An 18,897-nucleotide genomic window follows, 5' to 3' on the forward strand; every position below is an offset into this window, starting at 1 on the left:
GCGAGTCGCAGAGCGACGTGCACGTCGGCGGCGGAAAGTGCGCCCACCTCGTTGAACTGCCGTAGAGCGCCCTTGCCGCGCTGGGCGATCCGAACGTCGGTCATGGACTCGATCACGAGATCACGGCCTTTCCGGCGAGAAGGTCGGACAGGTCGGTGACGAGATCGGCCGGCGGATGCCAGTCGAACACCCCACTGCCGGGTGGGCTGTCCGGTCCGGCCATGCCGCGGACGAACAGATACTGCACGCCACCGAGGTGGACGTGCGGATCGTAGTCGTGCATCCGCCACCGCAGATAGCGGTGCAGGGCAACCGAATAGAGCAAGGCCTGCATCGGATAGTGGGCACGGAGCATCTCCACCGCCATCGCCTCGCGGGTGTAGTGGGCGGTGGTCAGCTCGTCGACGGGCGCGAGCCGGTTGGTCTTGTAGTCGACGACGACGAATCGCGGGCCCTCGGTACGCAGTACGGCGTCGATGCTGCCGTTGAGATAACCCCGCAGCGGCACGGGTTCGAGGGCGCGCACCAGATCGGCGTAGGCCGCCATCGGATCGTCGGCGGGCAGGTGCCGCCGCAACAGTCCGCCGACCGCATCGAGGGTGACGGTGACGGGCACCGGGCGCTCGCCTCCCGTCAGCGGCAACTCGAAGTCGAGTTCGGAGAGCCGATCGGACGGGGCGAAGTCGGCGAGGGTCCGGCCGAGTGGCCCGAGCGGGGTGCGCATCACCGGGAGCAACGCCGCCGCGAGCTGCGCGGGATCGATCGGCGACATCTGGCGGCGCACCGTCTCGCGGCAGCAGTCGAACAGTTCGGCCTCGAGATCGGCGGCCGAGGTGTCGACGACTTCGAGGACCGCGTGCACCAACGTGCCGAACACCGTGCCGCCGGGCAGGCCGTTCATCGGCGACGGAATACCTGCGTACCCCGGTTCGGCGCTCAGCGGAGGCTCGCCCGGCTCGTCGGTCGTCACCGGTTCCTCGACTTCGCCACCCATCCCGGGCGCATCGTGCACCGAGGCGGTGAGCGCCGAATAGGAAGTCCGGCGCCAACTTTCGTCGACGACCCGATCGAAGCGGGCGGCGGCGAGCGGTCCGGTCTCCATGCGGGGGCGGGTCCAGCGCAGCACCGGAATCGGATGCGGCCCCACCGCTTCGGCGGCGATGACCCCATCGGCGCGCGCGGCCCACCTGTCGAACTCCTCGGCCATGGCCTCGTCGTGGCCGATCCGGCCTTCCGCGGCGATCTCCGCCGAACCGGGCTCGCGAGCGAACAGCAACCGGTGCAGCGGCGACCGAGAAGTGGGGGTGGACGGTGCCCACCAGAGGGTCAGCGCACACTGCGCACGCGTCACCGCCACGTACAGCAGGCGCAGTTCCTCCCCGGCCTCCTCGAGTTCGTGCAGGCGGCGCCGCGCGACGTAGCCGGGTCCGCTCTTGCCGCCCACATCGAGGATGCGGCGCCCGTTCTCGTGCAGCAGCAGCTTGTCGGGTTCGGGGTTCTTCGCGGCATCCCACCCGTACGGGACGTGGACGACGGGGAACTCGAGTCCCTTGCTGCCGTGCACGGTGAGGATCTGGACCGCCGCGGCGTCGCTGTCGAGGCGTCGGATCCGGTCGGCCCCACCGCGGTCGGGATCGTTGATGCGATCTTCGAGCCAGCGGGTGAGGGCGGCCGGACCCAGCGACTGCGCCGAGGCGACGTCCTCGAGCAGCTGTGCGACGTGCCGGATGTCGGTGAGGGTGCGTTCCCCGGACGGTTCGTCGAGAAGGCGGGCTTCCACCGAGCCGAAGGACGCGAGCCGTTCGAAGACGGCGGCGAAACCGGTGCGGGCGTAGACGTCGTTCAGTTCGCGGAGGAGTCCGCCGACCTCCACGACCAGCGCTTCGCCCTCCGAATCGATGTCGGCCATCGTGCGGCCGAGCAGCGGGGTGAGCGCCGCGAGCCGGACCCGGTCGGCGCGGTGGGGCTGTTCGAGCGCGTAGAGCACCCACAGCCAGTGCTGCGCGGACGGGGTGGCGAACACACTTGTGCCACCGGCGACCACGCACGGCACGTCGGCCTTCGTCAGCGCGTCGTGGACCAGCGCCACCTGCTTGTGTTTGCGCACCAGGACGGCGATGTGGCCGGGTTGCACGCGTTTCGGCCCGGCACCGAGGTCGACGGTGACGTTCTCGTCGTCGAGCAGGCGCACGATGTCGGCCGCGACGTCGCGGGCGACCCGCCCGCGGAGGCCGTCGAGGTTCTGAGGGAAACCCCAGTCGTTGAGCGGGCCGGCGCCGGCACGAGGCAGATGACGTACCCGCAGGGGCGCGATGCCCGAGAGCCGGGACTCGGCCGCAGCGGCTTTCACCGGGTTCACCACGATGCGGGGATCACCGAGCGCGGCACCGAGATGGACATGTTCGAGCGCCCGGAGCAGATCGCCGTCGCTGCGCCAGTTGGTGGTCAGCTCGCAGTAGGTGTCGGATTCGGAGACCGCGTCGAGATAGCTGAGCACTTCCGCGCCGCGGAACGCGTAGATGGCCTGCTTCGGGTCGCCGACGAGCACGAGTGTGCTGTGCCCGTGGAACGCCCGGCGCAGGATCTCCCACTGCTTCGGGTCGGTGTCCTGGAACTCGTCGACGAGGACGACGGAGAAACGCGTACGCATCCGCCGGCAGGCGGCGTCGCCGTGCTCGGGATCGCCGAGGACCGCGTGGAGCAAGGACAGCTGGTCGTCGAAGTCGCGCAGACCCAGCCGTCGTTTGCGTCGTTCGACCTCTTTCCGGACAGCATGCGCGAACTCGACGCGTTCGCCGGCCGCGGTGCCGTCGGCATCGCTCGGGGCGAGCTCGGCCTGCGGATCGAAGATCGCCTCCTTCGCGGCGACTGCCGCCTCGGCGTAGGTGATGGGAGCCTGCCCCCGGCCGTAGCGCTGCAGGTAGAGATCGGCAACGACGTCCACCCGCAGGTCGTCGACGTCCTCCACGACCGTCACGTCGGGTTCGCGCTCCCCGGCGATCCCGAGTTCGTCGAGCATGCGGCGGCAGAAGCCGTGCGTGGTGGAGATGGTGCCGGAATCGAAGTCGGACAATGCCTGTCGCAGTCGGGCCCGCCGCGCGTCGACGTCCTCGCTCGCGAGGTGACGGACGAGCATGTCGCTGCTGAGCCGCGCACTGCCGGGATCGGCGAGAGCCGTGGCGACCTGCGCGAACCGGTTCCGGGTGCGTTCGCGGAGTTCCTGCGTGGCGGCTCGGCTGAACGTGACGAGCAGCAGGTCGGACAAGCGGGCGTGCCCTTCGGCGACGAACCGGGTGGCGAGCCCCACGATGGCGTACGTCTTGCCTGTTCCCGCGCTGGCCTCGAGCACGGTCGTACCGCTCGGGAGCGGCCCGAGCAGATCGAAACCTTCCGGCGGCGGACCGCCCACCGCTCGCGGATCGGTGATGGCGCTGTCGGGCACGCTGTGTCCTTCTCTCACCGGCGTCCCTTCTCTCACGGGCGCCCCTGGTTCTCGGAGGCGAGCAGAGGCTCCCACAACCGCCGGGCGAGCACACCGAAACGGGTCGGGTCGTCGAACCAGCCGGCCTCGGCACCGGCCGGGGCGTCGGCGGTGAGCTGCCCTATCGTCACGTCGGGCCCGTACAGATACCGCACGTGCCGGTCCTTCCTGTCGCCGAACGCACCGCCGAACGACTTCGAGGCCGCCGACAGCGCCATCTCCACGGAATCGCCGCGGTGGCGGCGCTCGGCGTACTCGGCCGAGGTGCCCGTCACCAGCGGCAGCGGCCGGCACAGTCCGCGGTCGCGCAGATCGACCAGTGTGGTGAGCACCTCGGCGGCGTCGTCCGGGGCACGGAGGGTCGAGCGCCAGGCCGGATACGACCGCGACCGGCTGCGTCCGGTGGTCACCGCGCGCCAGTGCCCGGGATGGCCCGATGCGACGACGGCGAGCAACCGGATCCACGCTTCCAGGCGATGTTTCGGCGACAGCTTGGAGTACGTACTGCGGGCGAGTACCTCGTCGTGAACACCGCCCACCGTGCCGGTGAGCCGACGCCCGTCGCCGAGATCCACACGGACGTCGACGGTGCGGGCCCGACCGGTGTGCACCCCGGCGCAGGCGTGCACGAGACGTTCGACGTTGTCGCTCACCGCGTCGAGGGTCTTCCGGCCGAGCGCGAAGGGCGGCAGCGTGCCGCGACGCCACTCCGCGTCCCGGAAGGCCCCTGCGGACATGCCTGCCAACCGCGCTTCGAGCATCCGGTCGCCCAGCTGCCACTGCGCGAGACCGTCGAGTTCGACGTCGAGCGCGTCGGCGATGCCCTCGTCGGTGTCGGGAATCCGCAAGCCGAGCCGCTGCCGGAGGAATCCCTGGGTGGGATGTGTCAGGAAGGCGACGAGCTCGTCGAGATCGACATCGGTGCGCGCCGGGGCCGGAAGATCGTCGAGGAGCAGCGCACCCGATCGGTCTCGCACCTTCGAACCGCCCTGTCCGGCACGCGCTCCCGCCAGTGCGGTGACACCGAAGCCGAACGGGTCGTCGGCACGGAAGTTGCGCGGATCGAACGGCTGCAACGGATGACGCCGCACGATCCGGTCGTCGTCGACCTCGACGCCGGTCATCGTCGCCACCACGTCGCGCACCTCCGTGAGCGGAATCGCCGGTGGGCGCAGTGCTCCGGTGACGGCGTCGGCACCGGTGTGGAACAACAACACCCGCTCCTCCGCGGCCATCAGTGCGTCGAGGAGTAGCTGCCGATCCTCGCTGCGCGGATCGCGTTCTCCCACACAGGGATTCTGGGTCAGGACATCGTCGCCGTCGATGTGCGCCGAGCGGGGGAAGACGTCGTCGTCGAGACCGAGGAGCACCACGACGCGATGCGGCACCGAGCGCATCGGCACCATGGTGCACACCGTGAGTTCGCCTGTCCGGAAATTCGAGCGCGTCGCGCGCCCCGCGAGCCGGGAGGCGAGCATGGACCGGACATCGCTCAGGGACAACTGCGTGTCGCCGGCATGCTCGACGGCCTCGCCGATCTCGCGACGCGCGCGCGTGAGCTGCCACGCGTCGGCCGCGGGGACATCGGCGACAAGGTCGATGCCGTAACCGAGTTCGTCCGCCCACCGCGCCGCGGGGTGCGGTCCGCGCAACCGGAGCAGAACCACCGTCAACCGGTCGATGAACTCGGCGAACCGTCCGGCGAGGTCGATGTCGTTGCTGTCGACGTCGTCGAGGGGCAAAGACAGCGACAGCCACTCCCCGTCCGTGCCGTCGGCGGCGACACCGAGCAGGATGCGATCCAGCGCCGCACCGAAGGTGTTCTGCATGAAATCGCCGAGACCGAAGCTCTTGCGCTGCCACGGCCCGAGGCCCCAGCGGGCACCTGCCTCGGTGGTCCACTCCTGCAGGCGCTCGAGTCGATCGTCGTCGAATCCGAACTTCCGGCGCACCGGAGCCGAGGCGGCGAGGTCGAGAATCTCGCTGGCGGTGACCCGGCCGTCGGCGAGCGCGAGGAGTTCGGAGACCACCGACAGCACCGGGTCGGTCCGGCGCAGACCGCGATCGGCGAGGCGGACCCGCAGCGTGTGACCGGGATGCTCCCCCACCCCGGCACCGAAGGCCGCGTGGACGAGTGGGGCGTACGTCTCGACATCGGGGCACATGACGATGACGTCGCGCGGTTCGAGAGTGGGGTCGTCGCGGAACAGATGCAACAGGCACTCGCGGAGAACTTCGACCTGCCGGGTGGGGCCGTGGCACGCATGGATCATCACGGTTCCGTCGGGTTCGGCCGATCCGTGCACGGGAGTCCGATCGTCCCGGAGATCGGCCTGCAACCGGCCGAGGAGAGTCGCCGGCGGAGGGGGCGAGGCGTGCGGGAGGTCGGTGCAGTCGAGGCCGGAGAGCCGGCTCCGGAGTTCGCGCACGTCGCGGCCCAGCGCGGCGAGCAACGGATGCTGCACCCCGAGGGCACTGTGATCGTCGGCGCGGCGCATCGACGCCGGGCGCCGGACGGACCCGTCCCACATCGCCGGACTCGGGTGCGGCAACCAGATGTGCACGTCGCGGTGATGCCCGAGCGCGGACAACACGTCGACGAGGACGGTGTCGAGCCGGGTGGGACCGAAGATCGAGAGCCGCCCCGGCAGATCGACGACGCCCGGGTCGTCCCGCAACCGGCCGCACAGTTCGTCGAGTCGCTGCGACGGGCTGTCGACGCCGATGCGCGCGCGCAGACGTCGCCACAACTCCGCCTGCCACCGGAGATGATCGTCGAGCGGGGCACCCGTGCCGTCGACATCCTCCCCGGCCGCCCACCGGGCGATCATCCCGGGGCGCTGGAGTCCGTAGCTGCGCATCAGGCGGGCGAGATGCGCGGCCGTGGCATACCGGCGCCCGGACCGATGGTCGTCCGCGCCGTGGCCGAGATGGCGCGCCAAAGTGGCGCACCACGCTTCGTCGACACATTCGTCGATCACACCGAGCAGCGACCACAGCATGCGGGAGGGATGCCACGGGTCGTCGGCGGCGGCGATGCCGGAGGCGGCAGCGAGTGCTTCGTCGACGAGGCGGGACGGGGACGGGAAGTCGATGTTCGCGGCCACCCCGTCGCCGTCGGAGGAACCGAGCGTGCCCGACAACCGCTGGGTGAGCCACCTTTCGACACCGCGCGCGGGCACCGCGACGACCTCCCTCGCGAACGGGTCGTCGAGGGGTTTCGCGAGCACCTCGGCCAGCGCATCCGCAAGGATGCCGGTGCGCTCGGCACGGTGCAGTATCAGCACGCGTCGATCTCCCTCGTCGTCGCTCGTTCCCGTCCGGTACGGCTTATCACACCGCCCGGACAGGCGACGGCGCCGCAGGTCGCGGGCGCGGCAGACGGCGGACGGGCTACAGGCGGGGCGAACCTCGCCGGGAGACGATCACGTCTCCGTCGACAGGTCGAACAGCGACAACTGGTTCTCGGCCGTCTCGGCGGTGACGTCGGCGTGGTACCGCTCCCCCAGGTTCCGTGCGACATGGGCAGGGCAACCGAGTTCGCTGCCGATCTGCTCCCAGGTGTATCCGGCCTCGCGGCGTTCCCACGCGTAGCCGCCGTCCTCGTGCCACGGCATCGACATGATCCGATGGTGTCCTGGGTCACACTCCTCACCGCGGACCCGGCCCGGCGTGTCGCCGGGCCGGGTCCGCGAACGACGATGCCGCCGCACCTCGACGAAAGGTGCGGCGGCATCGGAAGCAAGTGGTTGCCCGTCGATCGGGACCCGGCCCGATCAGGCGACCCCCAGGTCAGTTCTCGGCGAGCCACTTGTCGAGGTCGGTCCGATCGTTCTGGACGATGCTCTCCACGAGCTGGACGATCAGGCCTTCGATCTGCCCGCCGACGACGGGAACCTTGACGGTGGCCTCGCCCCGCACCTCGATCTCGGTGCCGCCGGCCGCGTTACCGCGCAGCTCCGAGCGGGCCGCGATCGTGATCGGCAGCCCCGACGTGCTGCCGGCGAGGGTTCCCTGCGCGATACCGCCCTCGAGTCCGCCCCACTCGTCGGTGCGCTCGATGATCAGAGGTCCTCGCACCACGCCCCGGACGATCGCGGGCAGAGCCGAGGTGTCCATCTGGTCGGAGACCTTCGCACGGAAGGTGCCGGGGCGGGAGTCGACCTCGAGCTGCCCCGCGCCGGTCTGACTCGCAGCCAACCGGCTGTTCCAGAAGTCCTCGCTGGTCAAAGCGCCGTGGACGCGTTCGACGCTGTGGTCGAGCGTGGACGTGAAAACGAATTCCTTGGACATGACCGGAGACGATATCCTCCCACCCGGATCTGGACGAAACGGGCCTACCGGTGTCGTTCTGCCACGTCAGAGAACAGCGACGAGAGTCGCCGCAGCTCCTCCGACGACACCCGCCAGAGCGAGTCCGGCCGCCAAGGATCCCGCGACCACCGCGGCGGCTGCGAATCCGCAGACGGCGAGGACGACGAACATCAGCAGACCCGCGATGGGGTGCTCGAGCAGAGCCGGCATCTCCTCCGCCGCCGGAGCCTTCACTTCCTCCACGGAGGCATCGATCTTCGGCGCGGGAGTGTCGACCGATCGTGACGGAACGGCCGTCGACGGAGCGCTGATCACGTCCGGTGGCATGACGGGTGCTGCCGTGGTCATCGTGTCGTCCCCGCTTTCCTCGTGCTGCTTGCGGCCGCCTCACGGTCGCCGATCGCCTGGAGTATCAGGCGGACCGCGCCTCGTTCCGGCCTCGAAATCTCACGTCAAGGTGTGCTCCGAAGTTTCCCCGTGAGTAACCGGTCCAAACCGGGACCGAGGTGACTCGCGTGCGCCGAGTGGTCACTACAGCACCGAACCCGACCATGGAGTGTGTTGTGAATCACATCGACGTTAACAGCTCCGGGGCCCGGGTAGCCGACAGTTGTCACATCATTTTCCGATCGGTGTGAATTCGTCGGTAGATCACCGACTCTTCCAGTGCGAAGGAGGCGAACGCACGATGACAGAGAACCGAACTCCCGCGTTGCTCACCCAGTTGCGCACACTCCACGAACTGACCCATGCAGAAACCCAGGTCGCCGAAACGCGTGTCGCGCAGGCTCGGACCGAAGCGGTACGTAAGGAGCTGACCGAGAACGCCGAGAACTGCCGCATCCGTGCGGTGGCGATCGAAGAGGCCATCCGCGATCTGGGCGGACTTCCCGATGTGGTCGGGCCGTTCCTCGGTCGTGCCGCCATCATGGTGAAGACCCTCACCGAACAGGCGCAGCCGTTCGACGAAGCACTGTTGTCGGACCTCGCCCTCGAACATCAACTCCTCGATCGGGCGCGCTACGTGAAGGCCCTGGCCACGGCAGGCGGTCACAAGTCGATCGTCTCGCTGGCGGACCGCTTGATCACCGCTCACACGGCCACGGTCGAGTGGCTGACCACCGTCATCGCGGAGGAAGCGCTCGGCGGTCCCGCCGCCCTACGCCGTACACCGCTGCAGGCCGCGGCCGGTGCGGCAGTCCGCCTGGTCAACACGCCGGTCACCTGGTCGACGCGCGGGATCGATCGTGCGATCGACGTCGCCCGTTCGACGCGGCCCCGCATCGAGTCGCTGCTCTCCCGCGGCGCGCATGCCGGTGATGTGGCAGCCAAGACCATCGGCGCCTCGCGGGATGCCGCCCTCGAGACGGCCGAACGGGTGAGTCGGCGCGAAGGTGCCGACGGCGCTGCCGACGCCCTGCACAAGGCACGCACCGCCTCCGGTGTCCTCACCGAGGAGGAACTGCCGATCCGCAATTACGACGATCTCACCGTCCCGAAGGCCGTGGCGGCGGTCAAGGAATTGACCGAGCCCGCGGACATCCGGGCGATCGTCGCCTACGAGGAAGCACACAAGGCACGACACGGCGTGGTCTCCGCGGCCCAGACCCGTCTGGCCGTGATCGCGCAGGAGGTGGTCGGCGTCTGATCCGCCGCCTCTCCAGTTCCGTCACACGATCGCCGGGTCCCTCGAGGGCCCGGCGATCGTCGTCTCACTCGCGGATCCCGCGACCGTTCTCCATGCCCTGTGTCGGCGCTGCCGGCAGCGGGTACGCGACCTCTACGTTCTCCCGAAAGGAACCACAATGACTCGTATCCTGTTCGTCGTCAGTGCCGCCGATCATTGGACCTTGCAGGACGGCACACGCCACCCCACCGGATTCTGGGCGGAGGAGCTCGTCGAGCCGTACACCGTCTTCGACGAGGCCGGATACGACATCACCGTCGCCACCCCCGGCGGTCGCACGCCGGTCGTGGACCGGGCCAGCCTCGAACCCGACGCCGCCGGCGGGGAGGACCGCGTGGCCGACCTGAAGGCGTCGCTCGAGAAGCTGCAACCGGTGCTGGCCGGTGCGGCAGTGCTCGAGGATCAGCGTGCCGAGGACTTCGATCTGCTGTTCGTACCCGGCGGCCACGCTCCGATGGAGGATCTCGCCGTCGACGAGCGGTTCGGTGAACTCGTCCGGCACTTCGTCGAGGCCGACAAGGTGGTGGCGATGGTGTGCCACGCCCCCGCCGCCCTGCTGCCCGCCCACGGCTCCGGTGGCCGCTGGTTGTTCGAGGGTTACCGGTTGACGTCCTTCACGAACATCGAGGAGGTCCAGGCCGGGTTGGCCGACAAGGCGCCCTGGCTGCTGCAGGACCGTCTCCAGGAGGCCGGTGCCGTCTTCTCGTCCGCAGGCGCGTGGGAACCGTACGTCGTGGTCGACCGCGTCCTGTACACGGGCCAGAACCCGGCTTCCTCGCGTCCGCTCGCCGAACGTGTCGTCGCCGAGATCCCCGCGCGCGCTAGGTCGTGACCTTGCGGACGAAGTCGATCGTCCGCTCGAGGGCAGCGCGAGCGTCCGGCGTGGACAGATCGAACTGGTACTCGTGTCCCAGTTCCGGTGTGTGGTCGTCCGGATAGAACAATGCATCCACCTGAACACCCAGCCCGGTGAGCCGCCGTGACAGCGGCCCGGACTGGGTGGCGGTGAGCGGATCGGCGTTGCCACCCGAGATGTAGGCGGCGGGGAAGTTCTCGGTGACCGAGTCCAGAACCGACATCTGCCGCGCCGCATCCGACGAGGCGAAGTCGCGGGCACCGGTGTAGGCCCACATCGCCTGTTCGACACCCCATCCGATCAGCCCGCCGCCCCCGCCCAGTGCGGACACGTCGTAGATGCCGCAATTGAGCACCACGCCGCGGACCTGGTCCGCGGTGAAGGCCGGGTCGACACCGAGAGCCTCGGCGTAGTCGGTGTCGGTGATCGCCGCGGCGATCTGGGCGGACAGTTGCGCCCCGGCCGAATCACCGGCGAGCACGATCCGGTCGGTGTCGATGTGCAGTTCGCCGGCGTGCTCGAGCAGATAGCTCTGGGCGTCGGCGAGTTGCCGCACCGGCGTCGGATATCGGTGGCCGGGTGCCGGCGAGTAGCCGACCGACACGACGGTGAACCCCGCGGCGGCCAGGCGCCGGTAGTAGCCGGCGTAGTTGGTGCGGTTGCCCGACAACCATGCGCCGCCGTGGGTCCACACGATCGTCGGCAGCGCTTCGGTGGTGCCCGGCGGCGTGTACACGTCGAGGAAGGCGTCGGGGTCGTCCCCCCGATACCGGAGATCTGCCACGAGGTCCGTCTCCGGTGCCTCCACCGCGAGCTTCGCCGTCAGCTCCCGTGCGTCGCGTTCGAACACCTTCCGCACCACCAGCGCTCCCGGCACGGGGGTGAGGACGAACGCCGCCGCCCCGACGACGATCACCACGACGAGGACCATCAGGATCCACCTACCCGCGCGCCGACGCGGCGTCCTGTCCGTACCACCTTCCGACACCTGTCCCTCCCCCTGATCACGACGCACCCCGGTGGATCCGGACCGCACGATCATGTCGAACAGCGCAGCGGGATGCCTCGCGTGAGACCCGTTCCGACGCAGATCACGCATCGGCCGGGTGAGCCTGTGCTCACCCGGCCGTCTCGTATGCCGGGCAGGGCTGTTCGGCAAAGGTGAGTCCCCGTTCGGCGAGTGCTTCCTCGAGGATACGGAGCGCCTTCGGCCCCACCCCGTGCAACGCCGCCAGTTCCCGTCGCGAATGCCGTGCGACATCGTCGAGTGTGCCGATTCCTTCGGCGAGCAGAGCGCGAGTCGCAGGCTTTCCGATCGCGGGGAGATCACCCGGGGAGGGGGGCGTCGACGTCATGCATCGATGTTAGAGCCGCACATCCTGACGGGCATCGCGTTCCTCCACCGCCGCAGCGGTTTCTTCCGCGATCAGATCGGCGTTCACGGCGGCCCCTGTCATCACGCCGGTGCCTGCCGCGACCACGACCACCGCCGACAGGTCGGCCGAGTTGCCTGCCGCCCACACGCCGGGCAGAGCGGTCTTCCCCGTCGGGTCCGTCTCGATGAAGGTGCCCACGGGATGGTCGGTGACCGTTCCGCCGAGCTGCTCGTACAGTTCGGCGCGCGCGACGAAACGCGGTGCGACCACCACGGCGTCGACGTCGAACTCGGTGCCGTCCTCGAGAACCACGGCACGGACCGCGTCGCCGTCGGCGCGGAGTTCCGCGACCGCCCCGTCGACGATCCGGACGTCGCGCGCCTCGAGTTGTTCGCGGGCCTCGGCCTCCAAGGGAGGTGCCGAGTGGGTGAAGAACGTGACGTCGTCGCTGAGCTGACGGAACAACAGGGTCTGGTGCACGCTCATCGGACCCGACGCGATCACGCCGATGCGCCGGTCCCGGACTTCCCAGCCGTGGCAGTAGGGGCAGTGCAGGACGGACGTGCCCCACAGTTCGCGCACTCCGGAGAGGTCGGGCAGCTCGTCGGCCAGTCCCGTCGCAAGGATCAGTCGGCGTGCGTGCACGGCTTTGCCTCCGCCGAGACCGATCTCGAATCCTGCTTCGGTACGGCGAGCGGATTCGGCACGCCCGGACAGGATCTCGGCGCCGTATCCGGCGGCTTCCTTCCGTCCGAGCGCCAAGAGCTCGGTCGGCGCGATGCCTTCGTGCCCGAGCACGTTGTGTGCGGCCGCAGCGGGGGCGTTGCGTGGTTCGCCGGCGTCGACGACGAGCACCGAGCGGCGCGAGCGTCCCAGCGCGGTGGCAGCGCTCAGTCCGGCCGAGCCACCGCCGATCACGACGACGTCGTAGTCCTCTTTCGCGGGATTCTCCTGGGTGTTCATCGGTTCTTCTCCTTCGTTGCCCGTGCGATCCACACGGTTCGGGATGTACGGACCACCAGATCCGTTCGGTGCGGTACCGAGTCGGGACCGTGGCCGGTGAGCTGGTCGAGCGTGTCGAGATCCTCGGGGGACAGGACATGTTCGAGTGCGGTGCGCATCCGGCTCAGTACCGCGTGAGCGTATCGACGCACGGTGGCATCGACGTCGACATCGGGTTCGTCGCGGCGCATCTCGATCATCTCGAAACCGGCGCGACGCAGATTCTCGCTCCAGTCGGGCCACCTGTTCCACCCCCGGGACGCTGCGGCCTCGTGGCATCTCGCTTCGAGTCCCGGTGCACCGATACCGATGTCGTCGGGCAGGAAGCGTGGCTGCGATTCCATCTCGGTGATCACCACCACTCCGGCCGGTTCCATCGAGTCGAACAGTTGCCGGAGTATCGCGTCGGGATCCTCGATGTGATGCAGGGACAGCGCCGCCCAGCCCAGATCGATCGCACCCACGGCCGGCAGCCCTGCGTCGAGGTCCACCTCGACGGTTCGGGTCCGATCATCGAATCCGTTGTGCTCAGCGGTCTTCCGGATCCGGTCGAGCATTCCGGCAGATCGGTCGAGAGCCACGAGCTGTGCGTGGCGGAACCGGCGGGCCAGGGCGAGTGTGCCCGTGCCCGTCCCCGCGCCGATGTCGACGATGACGCGTGGTTCCCGCGCGAGCTGTCCGGCGACCCGGTCGAGCAACGACTCGAAGTAGGGCCGGTGCATCTCGGCGTCGAGGTCGAGCACCTCTGCCATCGATTCGTCGTGGGCAGGGTCGTGCGGTGCGTGTCGTGGATGCGAGGCGTGGGCGTGGTGGTGCATGACTCCACGCTAGAACGCTTCATTCAGTTTCCGCATACACTCTTGCCTATGGAGCAAGAATCGTCCGATCTCGACCGGCTCATCCGTCAGCGCATCCGCAGCCTGCGACTCGCGCAGGGCTGGACGCTCGACGCTCTCGCCGCCCGGTGCCACATCAGTCCGTCGAACCTGAGCCGCATCGAGACGGGCCGCCGCAGAATCGCACTCGACCAGCTCGTCCCGATCGCCCGGGCACTCGACACCACCATCGACCAGCTCGTCGAATCCGGCGACGACCAGGACGTGGTGATCAGACCCCAACCGTGCGACACGCCGGGGTACACGACCTGGCTGTTGTCGCGGGAACGGTCACTGGGCGGTGTCACCGTCGCCAAGATGCGGATCACGCTGCAGGAGCCGCGGCCGGCGGACACTCTCCCCGTGCACCCGGGGCACGAATGGTTCACCGTCCTGTCCGGCACGGCCCGGCTCCAGCTCGGCGAGCGGACGATTCTCATCCAGGAGGGCAATGCCGCCGAGTTCTCCACCATGACCCCGCACGCGATCAGCGCACACGACGGGCCGGTGGAGATCCTCACGATCCTCGACCACAACGGCGAGCGTGCCCACCTGCGCAGCTCCGGCTCGCACTGAGCACGCCGGACGAGCCCTTCAGCCGTACAGACGGTCGACGAACGCGTGGAGATTCTCGCGGGCACGTTCGGCCTTCTCCTCCGGCTCGAGGTCCTCGCGGTAGCGGCTCCCCAGGGCGGGCTTCTTCCTGCCACGCGCGTACAACGAACCCTGCAGGTCGATGCACATGTACGTCCCGACCGCGTTGCCCGCTCGTCCCGAATCTCCGACCTTGTTCGCCGTCATCAGCGCGATGCCGCCCCGCGTGTGGGTGGTGAGGCAGATCGTGCACATCTGCGTCTTGCCGGAACCCTGCTGTTCGAACCGCATGGCGACGCCGACGAGTTCGCCGTCGCGCGGGACGACGATGTAGCCGCGACCGGGGAACGACGGATCGGTCCAGCCGAGGAAGTCGAGTTCGTCCCACGGCCGGTCGTCGAGATCGCGCGGCACCGGAAGCCGCTTCGCATCACCCTTGGAGCAGTTGACGAAGGATGTTCGAATGTCCCGTTCGGTGAGCGGGTCCATGGCCGGGACCACCTTTCGTTCGCGTATGTACCGACCCGAGGACGGTACGCGCCCCGCTCCTACCCGACAAACGATTTTCGCGGCCCTCACGCCGACGAACGCGGCGCTCCGATACCCGGATCGATCGTCACCGGACCGGACGCGGTGGGCGCGACCGGGAAGTCGAAGATCGCCGTCGGAAGGTACACCGTGGCACACGAATTCGGGATGTCCACCACACCCGACAAGCGTCCCTCGATGGGTGCAGCCCCGAGCAGGAGATACGCCTGCTCGGGGCTGTAGCCGAATTTCGTCAGATAGTCGATGGCGTGCAGGCAGGCCCGCTGGTACGCCAATTGCGAATCCAGATACCGCTGTTCGCCGTCGAGCGTCACGGACGTGCCGGAGAACGCGAGCCACTCGGAGTACTGCGGGTCGGTGTTGCCGGGCATGAAGATGGCGTTCTCGCTCATCCCGTAAGTCTCCATGCCGCCGGGGATCAGGTCGACGCGCAGGTCGATGAAACCACCCATCTCGATGGCACCGCAGAAGGTGATCTCGCCGTCGCCCTGCGAGAAGTGCAGGTCGCCGACCGACAGATTCGCTCCGTCGACGAAGACCGGATAGAAGATCCGGCTTCCCTTCGTGAGGTTCTTGATGTCCTGGTTGCCGCCGTTCTCCCGGGGCGGAGCGGTGCGCGCCGCTTCGGCCGCGACCCGGTCGAAGTCGGCGCCCGACAGGCTGCCGAGGATGGCGCCGTTCGGCTCGGGCGGCAGCGCCAGCGCCGGTTCACGGTCGGGATCCGTCGCGATCAGCGCCGCTTCCCGGGTGTTCCACGTCGACAGCAGTTCGTGCGACGGTGCCGTCCCCATCAGACCGGGATGCACGATGCCGGTGAACGACACATGGGGCACGTGACGGCTCGTCGCCTTCTGACCGGAGAAGTCCCAGACCGCCTTGTAGGCGTCGGGGAACTGGTCCGTGAGGAAGCCCCCGCCGTTCGTCTTCGCGAAGATGCCCGTGTATCCCCAACCCTGTCCGGCGAGCGGACCCGAGTCCTCCTGCGGGATCGGGCCGAGGTCGAGGATGTCGACGATCAGCAGGTCGCCGGGCTTGGCACCTTCCACGGCGAACGGTCCCGACAACGCGTGCACGATGTGCAGCGGGGCATTGCGGATGTCGTCGGCGGAATCGTCGTTGTGGATCTCACCGTCGAACCATTCGCGGCAGTGCACGCGGAAGGAATCGCCCGGTTTCAGCGTCGCGACGGGCGGGATGTCCGGGTGCCAGCGGTTGTGGCCGATCTTGTCCTGATCGGTGAACCGGCGGGTCGAATCGAGCGGGAACACGACGTCGGGCACGGGACCTCCTGGAGCGGTGGCGGATCGAGGGCGGTGTCGGATCACGGGCGGGGCAACGTTCGGTGTCGGGGATCGGTCGTGACCGGCCGCGACGGACGCCTCGACACGCCCGGGAGGGAACCCGAGACAACGTCGGGCTCGGAGGCGGTACGGGCCGTCGCGTCGTGCAGGCGCATCGCTGCCGAACCTCCCCGACCGAGACGCGGTGGGGTGAGAGAGCGACGAGACTGTTGCTCGCACCGCGGGCACGGGGCCGATGCGGAGACTTCACTCATGGGAACGGAGACGTCGAAGGGCCCGCAGTCGGCACATCGGAACTCGTACAGCGGCATCTGCATCGCCTCTCGCGCGTCGGTGCACCGACCATAACGGACCGAGCGGAAACCCGCGTGTCTACTCCGAATCTTCCTGCCGTCCGGATCTATTCGGTGACGCGCTCCCGTTTCGTCAGCACCAGCGGTTCACCTTCGGTGATCGCGATCGTGTGTTCGCTGTGCGCGGTGCGCGAACCGTCGGCGGAGCGGATGGTCCAGCCGTCGGGGTCGTAGACGATCTCGTCCGTCCCCGCCGCGAACCACGGTTCGAGGGCGAGCGTCAGACCGGGACGCAGCACGAGCCCACGACCCGCACGCCCGGCGTTCGCCACGTGCGGATCCTCGTGCATGGTGCGGCCGAGCCCGTGACCACCGAACTCGGTGTTGACGGGATAGCCGTAGTCGGCCGCGACGGCGCCGATCGCCGCCGAGATGTCACCGAGGCGGTTGCCGGGGAGCGCGGCGGCGATACCCGCGGCCAGCGCCATCTCGGTCGCCTCGACCAGATGCCGGTCCTCGGGACGCTCCGCGCCGACGATGATGCTGCGGGCCGAATCGGCGACCCAGCCGCCGATCGAGACGGCGATGTCCATGCTGAGCAGGTCGCCGTCCCGGAGCACGTAGTCGTGCGGGAGCCCGTGGAGCACTGCGTCGTTGACGGACAGGCAGATGACGTTGCGGAACGGTCCACGCCCGAACGAGGGCGCGTAGTCCCAGTAGCACGAGACCGCGCCGCGTTCCTCGATCATGTCCCGCGCGCGCTGCTCGAGATCGAGCAGGTTCACACCGGGCCGGGCGCGGCCGGTGAGGTCGTCGAGCAACTCGGCGATGAACGTGCCGGTCACGTCCATGGCCGCGATCTCGCGGGGGGTCTTCAATTCCAGCACGGGCACTCCTCAGGATGACGAAACGGTATTTAAATACCACCCTAACCCATGGCCGTTATTTTCATACCGGCACCGGCTAGACTGCGGCCATGGTGCGACTCCCCCTGACCCCGGAACAGCTCGCCGCCGGCAAGCGTCTGGGCGGACGGTTGCGCGAAGCCCGGGGCAGCAGGACGCTCACCGAGGTGGCTCGCGCCGCCGACATCTCCCCGGAAACCCTCCGGAAGATCGAGACCGGACGACTGGCCACCCCTGCGTTCGCGACGATCGCCGCGCTCGCGCGGGTGCTGCCCGTCTCCCTCGACGATCTCGCCGAACTGACCCTTCCCTGCGACGACCTGCAGCAAACCGGGTGATCCCACCCTGCATGACGTAACAGCAGCAGACATCGGCAGCGATATCAGGAGGCATAACACCGCGACAGCGAAGGGACCCGAATGTCGATGCAGCCTCCGCCGGACGGATACGGCTACGGCTACGGCGCTCCCCCGCCACCCTGGCCCGCCCCGACCCCGCCGCGACGACCGAAGTGGCCGTGGCTCGTGGGCGGTGCCCTGCTCGTCGCCGTCGTCGCCGCAGTCGCCGCCCTGGTCGTCACCCTGACCCGCTCAGCCGATCCAGCATCGGAGAGCACCGTCGCTGCACGCACGTCCCCGTCGACCGTGACGGTCACCGTGTCGCCGTCAGCACCACGAGCGCAGACGAGCCGGCCTGCGACCCCGAGCGGTTTCCCGACCAACGGCACCTTGAAGGTCGGGGTGGACATCACCCCCGGTGAATACGCGCTACGCCCGACGGATTCGCTCGGCGGTTACTGGGAACGACTGTCGTGCCTCACGGGCAACTTCGAGTGCATCACGGCCAACAGCATCGTGCAGGGCAACAGCTACGTCACCGTGCTCCCAGGAGATGTGGCCCTGCGGATCGAGGATCTCGAACTCTCGGCCACCGGCAATCCCGCCCCCGCGACGGGACCCGCGCGGCCGCTACCGCCCGTGTCGGCCTCCGAGGACACCGACGCACAGGGCTTCGTCGGCATCCCCGAGGCACGGTGCAACCACACGAATCCCGCCGTCGCCATCGGGCAGACGGCCGAGTCGCTCGTCGTGGTGTGTGAGACCGGGGCCGGGCGGTACTACTACAAGGGTGTCCGCACGAACGACGGCGCGGCGATCGAGATCGACGATCCCGCGCCTTCGGGGGACGGCTTCACCGCAACGAACACCGGTGTGCAGTATCGGATCTCGTCGAGCGCTCTCGTCATCTCCGAGGGATCGACGGTGCTCGCCGAGGAACCGATGCTGCAGTACTGGTCGCGGTGATCAGCAGTACCGGTCGCGGTGAGGTCACCGGGGACGCGAGATCGCTCGTCCCGTGCCACTTCTCCACACACTGTGCACGCCGCTCGGTCCGATGCCCCGATCGAGGGCGATCAGCAGGACGGCACATCCGATTCCCGACAGCACCAGGCTCGTACCGAACAGCGCGGGATAACCGAACACGTCTCCGACGACACCGGCGGTGAATCCCGCGATGCCCTGCACGACGACGATCGCGCACGCGAGCAGGGTGTAGTCGCTGCCGGCGTGCTCCTGGTCCGCGGCGTCCATCATGAGCGTGAACACCGCGACTGTCGCAGCACCACCGAGGATGTGTTCGGCGAGACTCGCGGAGACGATGAG

18 protein-coding genes and 1 pseudogene are annotated in these 18,897 nt (G+C 68.8%); 5 read left to right on the plus strand and 14 right to left on the minus strand.

The window, feature by feature from the left end; all coding sequences use genetic code 11:
* Positions 1 to 112 precede the first annotated feature (112 nt).
* The 5 genes from R1101_RS0104895 to R1101_RS0104915 all read right to left on the minus strand — a co-directional run bounded on the left by R1101_RS0104895 (position 113) and on the right by R1101_RS0104915 (position 8,143).
* Complete coding sequence (locus R1101_RS0104895; RefSeq protein WP_016932363.1) at positions 113 to 3,442, minus strand: UvrD-helicase domain-containing protein; 3,330 nt, start codon at positions 3,440 to 3,442, stop codon at positions 113 to 115.
* A 32-nt stretch (positions 3,443 to 3,474) separates the two neighbouring features.
* The gene (gene recC / locus R1101_RS0104900) at positions 3,475 to 6,768 is read right to left on the minus strand and encodes an exodeoxyribonuclease V subunit gamma (RefSeq protein ID WP_016932364.1); all 3,294 of its coding nucleotides are present in this window, start codon (positions 6,766 to 6,768) and stop codon (positions 3,475 to 3,477) included.
* Between the two features lie 138 nt (positions 6,769 to 6,906).
* Positions 6,907 to 7,104, minus strand: a complete 198-nt coding sequence (locus tag R1101_RS0104905; protein ID WP_016932365.1) for a hypothetical protein — start codon at positions 7,102 to 7,104, stop codon at positions 6,907 to 6,909.
* Positions 7,105 to 7,273: 169 nt separating this feature from the next.
* Entirely contained in the window at positions 7,274 to 7,774 is a 501-nt protein-coding gene (locus tag R1101_RS0104910; protein WP_016932366.1) for a DUF2505 domain-containing protein, read from the minus strand.
* Between the two features lie 66 nt (positions 7,775 to 7,840).
* Complete coding sequence (locus R1101_RS0104915) at positions 7,841 to 8,143, minus strand: hypothetical protein (protein ID WP_016932367.1); 303 nt, start codon at positions 8,141 to 8,143, stop codon at positions 7,841 to 7,843.
* A gap of 340 nt (positions 8,144 to 8,483) precedes the next feature.
* Between R1101_RS0104915 and R1101_RS0104920 the strand changes: the two genes are divergently transcribed.
* A complete protein-coding gene (locus tag R1101_RS0104920; protein ID WP_026002890.1) occupies positions 8,484 to 9,443 on the plus strand; it encodes a hypothetical protein in 960 nt (319 codons plus the stop codon).
* Positions 9,444 to 9,600: 157 nt separating this feature from the next.
* Positions 9,601 to 10,314 carry a type 1 glutamine amidotransferase domain-containing protein gene (locus R1101_RS0104925; RefSeq protein WP_016932369.1) on the plus strand — a complete coding sequence of 238 codons (714 nt, stop codon included), beginning with the start codon at positions 9,601 to 9,603 and terminating at the stop codon, positions 10,312 to 10,314.
* Here R1101_RS0104925 and R1101_RS0104930 read toward each other — a convergent pair.
* From R1101_RS0104930 to R1101_RS0104945, 4 genes are all read right to left on the minus strand, one after another.
* The gene (locus R1101_RS0104930; protein WP_026002891.1) at positions 10,304 to 11,326 is read right to left on the minus strand and encodes an alpha/beta hydrolase; all 1,023 of its coding nucleotides are present in this window, start codon (positions 11,324 to 11,326) and stop codon (positions 10,304 to 10,306) included. The two genes, R1101_RS0104925 and R1101_RS0104930, sit on opposite strands and share 11 nt — an antisense overlap.
* Positions 11,327 to 11,456: 130 nt before the next feature.
* On the minus strand, positions 11,457 to 11,693 hold the full coding sequence (locus R1101_RS0104935; protein ID WP_016932371.1) for a helix-hairpin-helix domain-containing protein: 237 nt from the start codon (positions 11,691 to 11,693) through the stop codon (positions 11,457 to 11,459).
* Positions 11,694 to 11,702: 9 nt separating this feature from the next.
* Positions 11,703 to 12,677, minus strand: a complete 975-nt coding sequence (locus R1101_RS0104940; RefSeq protein ID WP_026002892.1) for an NAD(P)/FAD-dependent oxidoreductase — start codon at positions 12,675 to 12,677, stop codon at positions 11,703 to 11,705.
* On the minus strand, positions 12,674 to 13,534 hold the full coding sequence (locus R1101_RS0104945; RefSeq protein WP_026002893.1) for a class I SAM-dependent methyltransferase: 861 nt from the start codon (positions 13,532 to 13,534) through the stop codon (positions 12,674 to 12,676). Before R1101_RS0104945 ends, R1101_RS0104940 begins: the two co-directional genes overlap by 4 nt.
* 48 nt (positions 13,535 to 13,582) lie before the next feature.
* On the opposite strand from R1101_RS0104945, the gene R1101_RS0104950 reads away from it, so the two are divergent.
* Positions 13,583 to 14,167, plus strand: a complete 585-nt coding sequence (locus tag R1101_RS0104950; protein WP_016932374.1) for a helix-turn-helix domain-containing protein — start codon at positions 13,583 to 13,585, stop codon at positions 14,165 to 14,167.
* A gap of 18 nt (positions 14,168 to 14,185) precedes the next feature.
* Here the strand turns inward: R1101_RS0104950 and R1101_RS0104955 are convergent, their stop codons facing one another.
* From R1101_RS0104955 to map, 4 genes are all read right to left on the minus strand, one after another.
* Complete coding sequence (locus R1101_RS0104955; protein ID WP_016932375.1) at positions 14,186 to 14,674, minus strand: FBP domain-containing protein; 489 nt, start codon at positions 14,672 to 14,674, stop codon at positions 14,186 to 14,188.
* 86 nt (positions 14,675 to 14,760) lie between these two features.
* Positions 14,761 to 16,014 (minus strand): formamidase, encoded by a 1,254-nt coding sequence (gene fmdA, locus R1101_RS0104960; RefSeq protein WP_016932376.1) that lies wholly within the window; start codon positions 16,012 to 16,014, stop codon positions 14,761 to 14,763.
* A gap of 41 nt (positions 16,015 to 16,055) precedes the next feature.
* The gene (locus tag R1101_RS29390) at positions 16,056 to 16,352 is read right to left on the minus strand and encodes an FmdB family zinc ribbon protein (protein WP_100167888.1); all 297 of its coding nucleotides are present in this window, start codon (positions 16,350 to 16,352) and stop codon (positions 16,056 to 16,058) included.
* An 83-nt stretch (positions 16,353 to 16,435) separates the two neighbouring features.
* Positions 16,436 to 17,215: a type I methionyl aminopeptidase gene (gene map, locus R1101_RS0104965; RefSeq protein WP_026002894.1), complete on the minus strand. Its 780-nt coding sequence runs from the start codon at positions 17,213 to 17,215 to the stop codon at positions 16,436 to 16,438.
* Positions 17,216 to 17,304: 89 nt separating this feature from the next.
* On the opposite strand from map, the gene R1101_RS0104970 reads away from it, so the two are divergent.
* Both R1101_RS0104970 and R1101_RS29210 read left to right on the plus strand, forming a co-directional pair.
* A complete protein-coding gene (locus R1101_RS0104970; protein WP_016932378.1) occupies positions 17,305 to 17,571 on the plus strand; it encodes a helix-turn-helix domain-containing protein in 267 nt (88 codons plus the stop codon).
* An 87-nt stretch (positions 17,572 to 17,658) separates the two neighbouring features.
* Entirely contained in the window at positions 17,659 to 18,537 is an 879-nt protein-coding gene (locus R1101_RS29210) for a hypothetical protein (protein ID WP_157179118.1), read from the plus strand.
* Positions 18,538 to 18,561: 24 nt separating this feature from the next.
* On the opposite strand, the pseudogene R1101_RS0104980 reads toward R1101_RS29210, so the two are convergent.
* Positions 18,562 to 18,897 (minus strand): annotated as a pseudogene (locus tag R1101_RS0104980) (MFS transporter); the annotation flags it as partial.

The organism is Rhodococcus sp. R1101, from assembly GCF_000278445.1.
In the GTDB taxonomy this organism is placed as follows: domain Bacteria; phylum Actinomycetota; class Actinomycetes; order Mycobacteriales; family Mycobacteriaceae; genus Rhodococcus; species Rhodococcus gordoniae.